The sequence below is a fragment of the Actinospongiicola halichondriae genome, assembly GCF_049103745.1.
Taxonomy (GTDB): Bacteria; Actinomycetota; Acidimicrobiia; order Acidimicrobiales; family Salinilacustritrichaceae; genus Salinilacustrithrix; species Salinilacustrithrix halichondriae.
This window is the reverse complement of the sequence record NZ_CP171622.1, coordinates 1,734,821-1,747,071: the sequence shown is the minus strand read 5'-3', so window position 1 is coordinate 1,747,071 and position 12,251 is coordinate 1,734,821. Positions and strand designations below refer to the sequence as shown.

Annotated in this window: 11 protein-coding genes; 2 read left to right on the top strand and 9 right to left on the bottom strand. The window is 68.3% G+C overall.

From position 1 onward, the window contains the following. Window positions 1-57: 57 nt before the first annotated feature. Both AB8619_RS08565 and AB8619_RS08560 read right to left on the bottom strand, forming a co-directional pair. Window positions 58-645 (bottom strand): TetR family transcriptional regulator, encoded by a 588-nt coding sequence (locus tag AB8619_RS08565; protein ID WP_436796049.1) that lies wholly within the window; start codon window positions 643-645, stop codon window positions 58-60. Window positions 646-654: 9 nt separating this feature from the next. After that, window positions 655-1,881: an acyl-CoA dehydrogenase family protein gene (locus AB8619_RS08560; RefSeq protein ID WP_436796048.1), complete on the bottom strand. Its 1,227-nt coding sequence runs from the start codon at window positions 1,879-1,881 to the stop codon at window positions 655-657. A 75-nt stretch (window positions 1,882-1,956) separates the two neighbouring features. Here AB8619_RS08560 and AB8619_RS08555 point away from each other — a divergent pair, with 75 nt between their 5' ends. Both AB8619_RS08555 and AB8619_RS08550 read left to right on the top strand, forming a co-directional pair. Next, complete coding sequence (locus tag AB8619_RS08555; protein WP_436796047.1) at window positions 1,957-3,462, top strand: WS/DGAT/MGAT family O-acyltransferase; 1,506 nt, start codon at window positions 1,957-1,959, stop codon at window positions 3,460-3,462. Window positions 3,463-3,514: 52 nt separating this feature from the next. Continuing rightward, the gene (locus tag AB8619_RS08550) at window positions 3,515-5,119 is read left to right on the top strand and encodes an acyl-CoA synthetase (RefSeq protein ID WP_436796046.1); all 1,605 of its coding nucleotides are present in this window, start codon (window positions 3,515-3,517) and stop codon (window positions 5,117-5,119) included. A gap of 94 nt (window positions 5,120-5,213) precedes the next feature. On the opposite strand, the gene AB8619_RS08545 is transcribed toward AB8619_RS08550, so the two are convergent. From AB8619_RS08545 to AB8619_RS08515, 7 genes are all read right to left on the bottom strand, one after another. Beyond that, window positions 5,214-5,792: a hypothetical protein gene (locus AB8619_RS08545; RefSeq protein ID WP_436796045.1), complete on the bottom strand. Its 579-nt coding sequence runs from the start codon at window positions 5,790-5,792 to the stop codon at window positions 5,214-5,216. 325 nt (window positions 5,793-6,117) lie between these two features. Continuing rightward, complete coding sequence (locus tag AB8619_RS08540; RefSeq protein WP_436796044.1) at window positions 6,118-6,912, bottom strand: crotonase/enoyl-CoA hydratase family protein; 795 nt, start codon at window positions 6,910-6,912, stop codon at window positions 6,118-6,120. Window position 6,913: 1 nt separating this feature from the next. Beyond that, on the bottom strand, window positions 6,914-7,612 hold the full coding sequence (locus AB8619_RS08535) for an ABC transporter ATP-binding protein (RefSeq protein WP_436796043.1): 699 nt from the start codon (window positions 7,610-7,612) through the stop codon (window positions 6,914-6,916). Next, on the bottom strand, window positions 7,609-8,337 hold the full coding sequence (locus AB8619_RS08530; protein ID WP_436796042.1) for an ABC transporter ATP-binding protein: 729 nt from the start codon (window positions 8,335-8,337) through the stop codon (window positions 7,609-7,611). The genes AB8619_RS08535 and AB8619_RS08530 overlap by 4 nt, the downstream gene beginning before the upstream one ends. Further along, window positions 8,337-8,684 (bottom strand): hypothetical protein, encoded by a 348-nt coding sequence (locus AB8619_RS08525; RefSeq protein ID WP_436796041.1) that lies wholly within the window; start codon window positions 8,682-8,684, stop codon window positions 8,337-8,339. The genes AB8619_RS08530 and AB8619_RS08525 overlap by 1 nt, the downstream gene beginning before the upstream one ends. A gap of 67 nt (window positions 8,685-8,751) precedes the next feature. Further along, window positions 8,752-10,233, bottom strand: a complete 1,482-nt coding sequence (locus AB8619_RS08520) for an ATP-binding cassette domain-containing protein (RefSeq protein WP_436796040.1) — start codon at window positions 10,231-10,233, stop codon at window positions 8,752-8,754. Further along, window positions 10,230-12,245, bottom strand: coding sequence for a branched-chain amino acid ABC transporter permease (locus AB8619_RS08515; protein ID WP_436796039.1), 2,016 nt, complete (start codon window positions 12,243-12,245; stop codon window positions 10,230-10,232). Before AB8619_RS08515 ends, AB8619_RS08520 begins: the two co-directional genes overlap by 4 nt. Window positions 12,246-12,251 lie beyond the last annotated feature (6 nt).

The following is a 12,251-nucleotide window of genomic DNA, read 5'->3' as shown; positions in this document are numbered from 1 at the left end:
GCGTTCTGGTGAACGACGGCGACACCTGGTGGTGTCGTCTGTTCACCAGAACGGTCTTCAGGGGGTGGGGAGGAGGAGGTGGGCGGCGGTGTCGACCTCGCTTCGGACCCAGTCCATGTCGCCGACGCCCGACGTCCACGACACGAGGCACGAGAACCACACATGGGCCAGCACCCGGATGATGTCGTGTTGGCGCTCGGTGTCGTCGCCTTCGGGGAACGCCGACGCCATGATCCGATACAGGACCTCGGTCACCTCTCGTGAGGCCCGGACCGCGGCGCCGTCGTCGGAGGTCTGGGCCTTGACCACGGCTGCAGCGCGCTCCGGTTCGCGCTCGACCGCACGCAGCGCCCGATGCAGGACGTCGAGCACCCGGTCGACCGTGACGTCGCCGCGAGGTGGTCGTCGGGTCATCGCCGTCTCGAGCTCGAGCATCCACTCGACCATCGCCGACACCAGCAGGTGGTCCTTCGACGAGAAGTAGCGATAGATGGTCCCGAGGGCGACGTCGGCGGCCGTGCTGACGTCGCGCATCTGCACGGCCTCGTACCCGCCGTCGGCGGCCAGTCGCAGTGCGGACTCGATGACACGGAGGCGACGTTCGCGCTGGGTGTCGGTGAGTCCTTCGGTGGATTCCACGACCATCGTCGGAACCTAGTTCCGGCTTCGGGCGAGGTCGCGGAACGGCACGTCGCGGTCGACGCTGGGTTCCTGGGGCAATCCGAGCACCTGCTCGCCGACGATGTTGCGCTGGATCTCGTCGCTGCCGCCGGCGATGTGGACCGAGGGGCTGTGGAGGAATCGCTTCGACCACATGCCCCGTGCCGGCAGGTGCTCGCCGTCGAGCGTGGCCTGCGGTCCTTGGATCGCGAGGGCCGTGGCCGTCAGCGCGCTGAGGTGGTCGGCGTAGGCCAGCTTCATGATCGACGCCTCGGCACCCGGGCGTGTGCCTTGGCTGACCGCGGTGAGCGTGCGGTAGCGGAGGAAGCGCAGGATCTCCTGGCGGATGTGGGCCGCCACCAGCTCCTCACGCAACACGGGCTCGCCTGCCCGTCCGCGCTCCTGGGCGAGACGGATCAAGGCCGCGGCATCGACACCGGTGGACCCGCCGGCGATGGCGCCCCGCTCGGCAGTGAGCGTGGTCTTCGCCGGCCCCCAGCCTCCGTTCACCTCACCGACGATGTTCTCGTGCGGGACACGCACCTCGTCGAGGAAGACCTCGGCGAAGTGGGCGTCGCCGGTCATCTGCCGCAGCGGCCGTGGCTCGATCCCGGCCGACTCCATGTCGACGAGGAAGTAGGTGATGCCCGCACGCTTGGGCACGTCGGGATCGGTCCGGGCGAGGAGGATCCCCCACCGTGCACGCGAGACGGCTGAGGTCCACACCTTCTGGCCGGTCACGACCCACTCGTCGCCGTCGCGTTCGGCCCGGGTCGAGAGCGACGCCAGATCGGACCCGGCGCCCGGCTCGGAGAAAAGCTGGCACCACAGCTCGTCGCCCCGCAGCATCGACGGGAGGAAGCGTGACTGTTGGGCCTCGCTTCCGTGGCGGAGCAGCGTCGGGCCCACCATGCCGATGGCGATGACGAACGGTCCGCTCGTCACGCCGAAGGCGGCCTGTTCCTGGTTGAAGATCGACTGGCAGATGGGCGGACGACCCTGTCCCCCGGCGGCCTTCGGCCACGTGAGCGCTGCCCAGCCTGCGTCGTGCAGTGTTCGCTGCCACGCCCTGGCGCGCTCCACGTAGTCTCCCTCGTCGAGATCGCCGAACGATCCGACCGAGAAGTCGTCGGGGTGGCCCTTGGGTACCGCGTTGGCTTGGAGCCAAGCGTGGGCCTCGGCCCGGAAGCTGGCTTCGTCGGCGGTGTCTCCGATGTGCACGGCACCACACTAGACAGCCAGACTAGAACGTGTTCTAGTTCAGCGGTTCTCCCGTCCGGCCACCAAGGGGTCTCCATGGAACGTCTGTCCGGTCTCGACACCACCTTCCTGACCTTCGAGACACCTTCGGTCCACATGCACGTGGCGCAGACGGCCATCTTCGACACGTCGACGGTGCCGGGTGGCTACGAGTTCTCCAAGATCAAGGACCACATCAGAAGCAGGCTGCACCTGGTCCCGCCGTTCCGGCGACGCGTGGTCGAGGTGCCCCTCAACCTGCATCATCCGCTCTGGGTCGAGGATCCCGACTTCGATCTCGACTACCACGTGCGCCGCGTCGGCGTTCCTGCACCCGGTGGCCTCGAGGATCTGTCGGAACTGGCGGGCCGCATCGCGTCGCGTCCGCTCGACCGGTCGCGTCCGCTCTGGGAGGCCTACGTCTGCGAGGGCATGCAGAACGGCTGGATCGGTGTCATCACGAAGATGCACCACTGTGCGGTCGACGGCGTGTCCGGCGCGGAGCTGATGGCCAGTCTCTTCGACCTCTCTCCGGACGGCGGCGACATCGAGCCACCCGACGACCGTGAGCCCGAACGGGTACCGAGCGACGGGGAGCTGATCGCCTACGCCCTCAACAGCAGGGCCAAGAGTGCGATGAAGCTGTTCCCGCTGCTCGGTGAGACGGTCTCGACCGCCGCCAACCTCGTGCAGCGTCACCGTGATCCCGACACCATCGTCGGCGCCGTCCCACTCACCGCACCGCCCACGCCATGGAACGCCGCCATCACCCCGCATCGGAAGGTGTCGTTCGCCAAGGTGGAACTGGACGACGTGAAGGCGCTCAAGAACCACTACGGCGTGACCGTGAACGACATCGTCCTCGCGCTGATGGGCGGCACGCTTCGCCGGTACCTCGAGTCGAAGGACGCCCTGCCCCCCGAACCGCTCATCGCCGTGTGCCCCGTGTCGGTGCGGACCGACGACGAGACGGGCACCACGAACAACCGGGTGTCGGCGATGTTCACGACCCTGGCGACGCACCTCGACTCCCCTGCAGCTCGAGTCGCCCGCATCCACGAGACGACCAAGGGCGCCAAGGACGACCATCACGCCGTCGGGGCGAACTTCCTCACCGATTGGGCGGAGTACGCAGCGCCGCGGACCTTCGCGCTGGCGTCGCGTCTGTACAGCCAGCTGAACCTGGCCGACCGGCATCGTCCGATCCACAACGTCGTGATCTCCAACGTGCCCGGTCCTCCGATGCCGCTGTACTACGGCGGTGCCGAGCTCGTGGCCGCGTACCCGATGGGCCCGATCATGGAGGGCGCTGGGCTCAACATCACGGTGATGAGCTATCGCGACCGTGTCGACATCGGATTCATGGCCTGTCGTGAGCTGGTGCCCGACGTCTGGGATCTTCCGGCGCACGTCGGTGCCGCGCTCGCCGAGCTGCAGGCCGATGCCGGGCTGACGTCGGCGAAGAAGAAGGCCGCGCCGGCGAAGAAGCGGGCCGCGCCGAAGAAGAAGGCCGTGGCCAAGAAGCGCACGGCGAAGAAGGCGGCGACGAAGAAGCGGACGTGATCGCCGTTCGGCGACGATCTGACGCGGTGTCAGATGTCGCTACCATCCGGTCATGGCCTTCAATCTCGCCGACCTCTTCGAGCACGCAGTCGACGCGGTACCCGACCGGACGGCGCTGATCTGCGGTCCGGATCGACGCACGTACGCCGAGCTCGAGACCCGCTCGAACCAGGCTGCCCACCTGCTCGCAGCGCACGGGATCGAGGCCGGGGACTTCGTCGGCATCTACGCGACCAACTCGGCAGCGCACGTCGAACTGATGCTCGGTTGTTACAAGCTGCGGGCCACCCCGGTGAACATCAACTTCCGCTACGTCGAGGACGAGCTCCAGTACCTGTGCAACGACGCCGGTCTGGCCGGGCTGATCCACGATGCCGACCTCGCTCCTCGCGTCGATGCGGTCCTCGACGCCATCCCGTCGATGCGGGTCCGTGTGTCGCTCCGCGGTCCCTCGGACGGCGCGGTCGACTATGACTCGGAGGTCGGGAGCCTGGATGGATCACGGGACTTCGGTGAACGCAGCGGCGACGATCTCTACGTCTGTTACACGGGCGGGACGACGGGCATGCCCAAGGGTGTGGTGTGGCGGCAGGAGGACGTGTTCTTCGGACTCGGAGGCGGCTTCGACGCCTACACGGGTGAGCCGGTCCCGCACGATCGCCACCTGGCCGAGAAGGCCGTCAACGGCGAGTCGATCGAACTCAAGAGCCTGACGCTCCCTCCCCTGATGCACGGTGCGGGCCAGTGGGGGTCGATGCGATTCTTCTTCGAGGGGAACACGGCGGTCTTCCAGGAGAAGTTCGATCCACGCGAGGCGTGGGAGCTGATCGAGCGCGAGAAGCTCACCAACATCATGATGACGGGCGATGCCATGGGACGGCCCCTCATCGAGGCGCTGCGCCAGCTCGACGCCGAGCGTGAGGTCGACCTCAGCTCGCTGTTCGTCATCGCCTCGTCCGCCGTCGTGTTCTCGCAGTCGGTGAAGGACGAGTTCCTCGAGCGCCTGCCGAACGTCATGCTCTTCGACTCCATCGGCTCGACCGAGACCGGGCAGAACGGCATGATCGCCGTGACCAAGGACGCCAAGATGACCGCAGGTGGCCCGACGGTGGCGGCGTCACCGGAGGCCGTGGTCCTCGACGCCGACCTGAACCTGGTCGAGCCCGGCTCGGGCGTCGTGGGGCGTCTCGCCCGGGGCGGCCACATCCCGCTCCGCTACCACAACGACCCCGAGAAGACTGCGGCCACGTTCGTCACCGCCGCCGACGGGAAGCGCTACGCCGTGGCCGGCGACAACGTCCTGCTCGAGGCCGACGGCAACATCACGCTCCTCGGTCGCGACTCGGTCTGCATCAACTCCGGAGGCGAGAAGATCTTCACCGAGGAGGTCGAGGCCGTGGTCAAGGCGCACCCCGATGTCTACGACGCCATCATCGTCGGGGTCCCCGACGAGCGCTGGGGCCAGCGTGTCGCCGCCGTCGTCCAGCCACGACCGGGGCTCACCGTGTCGCTCGACGACATCGACGCCCACTGCCGCACGTCGCTGGCGGGCTACAAGGTCCCGCGCGAACTGCACCTGGTCGACCACGTCGATCGCTCGGCCGCCGGCAAGCCCAACTACCGCTGGGCGAAGGCGGTCGCCCTCGGCGAGGCCTGAGGTTTCTGCGGCGTCTGGGTTGCACCAGTGCAACTCAGACGCCGAGGAACGCAGGGAGACGGAACTGGGCACCGACGCCGATCGGACGGGCGGTTCAACGCACGGGTAGCTCGACCCGCACTCCCGACGTCTCGGTTCGATCGAACGGCCCACGAGAGTGCGTGACCTCGAATCCCTCGATCACGACGCGTCCCGACTCGAGTGGGGTGATCACGGCGAGAATTCCCGGGCGCTCGCCGCTCGCTGTGATCGTCGTACCGGATACCGGCGCGATGTCGTCGCATCGGTCGAGCGAGGACCCGAGTGCGGATCCGCCACCGTCGATCGCCATCGCCTCCTCCCCGCTGCACGCGACGATCCTGACGCTCACCTCTGCCGAGCCCTCCCCCAGCACGGGTCGGACCTCATCGAGCGTTGTCGTGGTGTCCGGGAACAGGGAGGTCCCCACGGTCACGGAATCGCCGACCGAGATCGGCTCGAACTCCAGCGATGAACCGACTGCGGGGAACCTGTCGTCCGGAAAGATCACGCCATCCAGAGCACTCGGGAACACCGCAACCATCCAGAACACGACGAGCACGAGAGATCCGGCGACCATGGCCAAGGCCTTTGCCGGCACCCGGCGTTGCGAGTCGTTCGACTCTGTCCGATGCGCCGTGACGGTCTCGCCCACGATCGGCAGGGTACTGGGATCGGACGGAGCGGTGCCGAGGACCTCGCGGCAGAACGACGGCGTCGAGCATTGGGTGCGGTTGGACGCTTGCGTGGCCGCTGCGGAGCCGGCAGTTGGTGCCGTTCAGGAGTGGTCGTGTTTTCTGTGGCTGTGGCGTCACGCCAGCGTGACGCGACAACCAGAGAACGCTCAGCACCCGCTGCGGCGCTCGATCTGGTTCTGGGTTGCGGATCCGCCCGCGGTCGAGGGGAATCGCAACCCGGATGTTTCAAGACCGAGCCGACGTGCCGATGGAGCCGCCCGATCGTCACAACCGCGGCCGAGGTCAGGTGCCGGTGAAGTTCGCGGGGCGCTTCTCGGCGAATGCCCGTGGGCCCTCTTGGGCGTCGTTGGTCGCGTAGACCGGCATCCCGATCTCGAGTTCGTGGGCGAGTCCGTCGGCCTCGGTCATCTCCCGAGACTCCCGCAGAGAGCGGAGCACGGCCTGCACGGCCAACGGACCGTTGGCTGCGACCTGGTCGGCGAGCTCTCGGGCCTTGTCGAGTGCCGTGCCGTCGGGGACGAGGTGGCCGATGAGACCGACGTCCTTCGCCTCCTGGGCCGAGACCATCCGCCCGGTCAGCAACATGTCGGCGGCGACCGTGTACGGGATCTGGCGGGAGAGGCGAACGGTCGACCCGCCGAGGGGGAAGATGCCACGACGGACCTCGGCGACGCCGAACGTGGCCGACTCCCCCGCGACTCGGATGTCCATGGCCTGGAGGATCTCCGTGCCGCCGGCGACGCAGTAGCCCTCGACGGCGGCGACGATCGGCTTCATCGGCTTCCCGTGGCGAAGCAGCGCCTTCCAGTGCAGGTCGGGATCGCTCTGGAACCGCTGCGTCCACTCGGTCTCGCCGTAGCCGCCCGCCATCTCCTTGAGGTCGGCGCCGGCGCAGAAGTCGCCACCCGCACCGGTCACGATGACGACGCGCACGTCGGGATTCGCGTCGACCTCCGCCCAGGCGTCGGCCATCCGGACGAGCATCTCGCCCGACAGTGCGTTCTTGGCCTCGGGACGGTTCAGGGTGACGGTGGCGACGTGGCCATCGACGTCATACCGCGCGTGTGGCTCCGACACGTCAGGCCCCCATGTAGGCGGCTTCGAGCTCGTCGACGATGTCGGCGGGCTCCCCCACGGCGGCGATCGCCCCGTGGAGCATGATGGCGGCATAGTCGGCGACGCCGAGCACGGTGCGGGCGAACTGCTCGATCACGAGGATCGACACGCCGGTCTTCGCGATGTCGGCGACGATGGAATAGAGCTCCTCGACGATGAGCGGGGCGAGACCCATGGACAGCTCGTCGAGGAACAGGAGCTTGGGATCGGTGGCCATGCCACGCGCCATCGCCAACATCTGCTGCTCGCCACCGGACATGGTGCCGGCCAGCTGGGTCCGTCGCTCGCCCAGTCGTGGGAAGGTCTCGTAGGCACGTGCCTCGACGTCGGCCAGCGGTGCACCGGAGTACGTCACCATCCGCAGGTTCTCCTTCACCGTCAGGTTCGGGAAGACCCCGCGTCCCTCGGGGATGGTGCACACCCCGAGTCGGGCAAGGGCGTCAGGGCTGGCGCCGTTGATGTGGCGCCCCGCCAGGTGGACGCATCCTGCCGTGGCCGGCATCTGCCCGGAGGCGACCTTGAGGGTCGTGGTCTTGCCACCACCATTCGGCCCGAGCAGGGCGACGACGGAGCCTTCGGGCACCACGAGGTCGACGCCGTGCAGGACCTCGATACGGCCGTACGCAGCGCGGACGCCCTTGAGTTCGAGCAGTGCGGTCATGTGCTCGACCCGAGGTAGGCGTCGAGGACGGCGGCATCGTTCTGGATCTCGCTCGGCGTGCCGACGGCGAGGATGGCGCCGAAGTCGAGCACGTGCACGAGGCTGCAGACCTGCATGACCATCTGCACGTCGTGTTCGACCATGAGGACGGCCATGCCGTCGGCGGCCAGGTCGAGGAGGAGTTGTGCGAACGACTCGGACTCGCTCTCGTCCAGTCCGGATGCGGGTTCGTCGAGCAGCAGGACCCGAGGTCGAGTCGCCAGCGCACGGCCGAGCTCGACCAGGCGAGCGAGACCGGTGGGCATGGCGTCGACTCGCTCGTCCGCGACGGCGCGGATCCCGACCCGGTCGATGAGCAGCTCGGTCTCGGCCCGCGGATCGAACGACCGGTCGCGTGACCACGACTTGCGGATCTCGGCCGCCGTGAGGATGTTGTCGCGCGCCGTGAGCGAACCGAACACCTCGAGCCGCTGGAACGTGCGCGCGATCCCGAGCTGCGCACGTTGATGGGCCTTCTTGTTCGAGATGTCCTGTCCGTCGACGCGGACCACGCCGGACACCGTCTCCTGCAGACCGGTGATGACGTTGAAGGTGGTGGTCTTGCCGGCGCCGTTGGGCCCGATGAGACCGGTGACCATCCCGGCGTCGACGTCGAGGTCGACATCGCGCACGGCCCGATGTCCGCCGAACTGGACGTTGACGCCGCGGACCTCGAGGAGTGACATCAGCGATCCTTCGACGTGTCGGTCCCCGATTCCTGGAGCAGCATGCGCAGCATCCAGAACCGGAGGAACTCGGTGAGCGAGAACCGCACGAACACGGCCGCACCGCTCACGACGAGGCAGACCCCGACGAGGCCCAGCACGACGGCTTCGATCACGTCGCCGGTCGCCGTCTGGTTCGTCGAGGTGACGTAGGCAGCGACCGCCACCACCACACCCAACGCCATGGCGCCGAGTCCCGCGAGCGCCCAACGCCGGTCGTTGCCGCTGGCACGATGGCCGATCTGTTCGAGCGCGGCATCGAAGCGGTCGAGGCGGTCGTCGCCGGTCTTCGTCGTCGGATCACTCATTCGTCTTCGTTCCCCTGTTGGTCATGGTGCCACGACGGTGGCCGGTGGGTCGGTGGGTGGCGGACCGTCATGCGGTCGTGCCCGAGAGGTAGGCATCGGCGAGGCGTTCGGCGATCTGGTCCGGCGGCGCCGGGGTACCCATGCGGCCGTGGAGCATGATCGCTGCACGGTCGGCGACGCCGAGGATCTCGTGGGCGAACTGCTCGACCACCAGGATCGTCAGCCCCGACTGCGCGAGACGTTGCACCTCGTCGTAGAGCGACTGCACCACGATCGGGGCCAGGCCCATCGAGAGCTCGTCGAGGATCAGCAGACCGGGATCGCAGCCGAGCGCGCGCGCCATCGCCAGCATCTGCTGTTCGCCACCGGACATGGTTCCGGCGAGTTGGTTGCGACGCTCGGCGAGGCGGGGGAAGTTCTCGTAGGCAGCGGACTCGATGGCTCGCCGCTCGACACCGGTGCCGGTGGAGAGCCACAGGTTCTCGGCCACCGTCAGGTTCGGGAACACGCCGCGTCCCTCGGGGATGAGGCAGAGGCCGGCTCGGGCCAGTTCGTCGGCTGACGCGGACTCGACGTCGTGGCCGAGGATCCGTACGCAACCGGCGCTCATCGGCACCAGTCCGGAGATGGCGCCGAGCAGTGTGGTCTTCCCGGCACCGTTCGGGCCGACGACCGCGAAGACCTCGCCGGCGTGCAGGTCGAGATCGACGCCTTCGAGTACGTCGATGCCCCCGTAGCCGGCGCGGAGTCCGTCGACCGCGACGACCACGTCGGTCTCTGCATGGTCGTGTCGGCTGGGACGGACACGGGCGCGTTCGGCGGTCGACGCCCCGAGGTATGCCTGCTGGACGATCGGGTCGGACTGGACCACGTCGGGCGCTCCCGAGGCGATCACCGCTCCGAAGTCGAGAACCGTCAAGTCGTCGCAGACCGACATCACGAGGGCCATGTCGTGCTCGACCAGGAGGATGCCGGGACCGCGGTCCGCCACCTCACGGAGCACGGAGCCGAGCGCCTCGGTCTCTCGTTCGTCGAGGCCCGACGACGGCTCGTCGAGAAGGAGCATCGTCGGTGCTGCAGCGAGGGCGCGGGCGAGTTCGACCAGGCGGGCTCGACCGGTGGGGAGCGTGTCGACGCGCTCGTCGGCCACGTCGTCGAGTTCGAGACGGGTCAGGAGTTCGTCGGCGATCGTCGAGGGAGGATCGTCGGACGCTGCCCATCGACGCCGGAACTCTGCACCGGCCAGCACGTTCTCACGCACGGTCAGGAGCGTGAACGTCTCGAGTCGCTGGAAGGTCCGGGCGAGGCCACGGCGAGCCCGCTGGTGCGGCGCCAGCTTCGTCAGGGATCGCCCGTCGAGAGCGACTTCGCCGTCGACGGTCCGCTGCAGTCCGCACAGCACGTTGAAGAGGGTCGTCTTCCCGGCGCCGTTGGGTCCGATGAGACCCGTCACCTGGCCTGGCGGCGCGACGAGATCGACTCCGCGCAGCGCCTCGTGACCGCCGAACCGGACGGTGATGTCGCTCGCCTCGAGACCGGCGCCGCTCATGTCCGCACCGTCACGCCGAGAGCGCGGTCCAGCATCGCTCGGTCCGCCTCGCTGAATCCGTCGATACCCATCCGCTCGAGCGCGACCGAGCTGCGCGGGTCGGCGGGAGGTGCACCGTCTCCCGCACTTCGCCTCTGTCGGATGCTGCGCACCGTCTCGTGCACGGCGCCGTTGGGGTTCCGTCCGAGGCTCACGCCGGCGAGCGCCGGGCCGAGGGTGAGCACGGTCCGGAGGCTGGGAACGAGTTCGGGGAGGATGAGGAACGAGAGCGCGTAGACGATGCCGCCGAACAGCGCGCCGCCGACGCCGCCGATGCCACCGATGACGGCGAGCAGCACGATGGGCAGCGACTGGAGGAACTGGAACGTGGTCGGTCCCACGGAACGCAACTGTGCGCCGTAGAGCGCGCCGCCGAGGCCGGCGATCCCCGCCGAGAGCGCGAACACCGAGAGCTTGGTGCTGGTGAGGTTGACGCCGAGCGTCGCGCAGGCCGACGGCGACGACTTCATGGCGAGCAGCCTGCGACCGTATTCGCTGCCACGGATCGCGACGACGAGTGTCGCCACGAGGCAGAACACGATGCCGAGGAAGACGAGATGTGCGGTGTCGCTGTCGGTGGAGACCGGCCCGAGGTCGACCCGTGGCACCGCACGATTGCCGTTGGGCAGGAACAGGTTCTGATTGAAGAACAGTTGGTCCATGACCACTGCGAACGCTGCGGTCCCGAGGGCCAGGTAGAGGCCTTGGAGACGCAACGCCGGGAGCGCCACCGCGACACCGGCGGCGGCGGAGACGGCCACGACAGCGACCAGTGCGAGTGGATTGCCGTCGCCGCCCCATGCGCCCATGGCCACCGCGCCGATCCCCGCGAAGGCCATGGGAGCAAGGGAGATCTGGCCGGCGTACCCGATGAGGGGCACCAACGAGAGCATGACGATCGAGAGCGCCAGACCCTGTCCGAGTTGGAACGTCCGCAGCGAGGGAAGCAGCGCGCCGGCGGCGACACAGAGGAGCCCCACCGGCACGACCGCGATGATCCACCGTCGTACGGGCGGAGCCGGGATCTCCTCACGGGACTGCTGCTGTCCTCCGGCCCGGAGTCGCAACGGAGGCAGGAACAGCAGGACGAGGAAGAGCAGGATGACGGGGATCGCCGGCCGGAGTCCGGCGAGCGAGAGCGGTGGCGAGATCGTCAGGCCGCCGATCGACGAGAAGGGCTGACTCAGGTCCAGGTACCCGATCGCGTACGACTCGGTGAGGCCGATGACCAGCGCTCCGACGAACGTCAGGGTCAGGCTCTTGAGTCGGCCGAAGAGCGCCGCTGCGTAGGCGTTGACCACGAGCAACGTGAGGGGGATGTGCGAGAGCGAGCCCTGGCTGCCGGCGAGGAGGATGCCCGCCAGCGCAGCGAGCGAGGTCCCGATCGACCACGAGTACATGGCGGCGCGATCCGGACGTCCGCCCGTGAGTCGCAGGAGGTCCGGGTCGTCGACGACGCCTCGCATGCTCACTCCGAGTCGTGTCCGGAAGAGCATGACGCGGAGCACCACCGCCGTGACCACCGCAGCGAGGACCGTCGTCGCGTCGTGCCAGGTGAGGTTGACGACGCCGAGGTCGATCGACTCGCCGTCGAAGAAGCCCGGCATCCGACGCCCGATGCCGGGAGGGAAGAGCAGTACCGCCGCCTGGTAGACGCCGAAGAGGAGACTCACCGACACGATCAGACGGATGACCTCTGACGTACCCCGTAGTCCGCGCAGGATGACGCGCTCGACCACTGCGCCGAAGATCGGTGCGCCGATGAACAGCACGATCACCAGCGCGATCGGCGCAGGGACGCCCCACTCATGCCGCACCTGCCAGTAGGCGAACGCGGCGAACATACCGAACGCACCGTGGGCGAAGTTGAACACCCCGGAGGTGGTGTACGTCAGGACAAGGCCGGACGCGGCCACGGCGTACAACGCCGCCGTGACCAGTCCGGCGATGGTGAAGGTGAGGAACTGCTCCAACGCGTG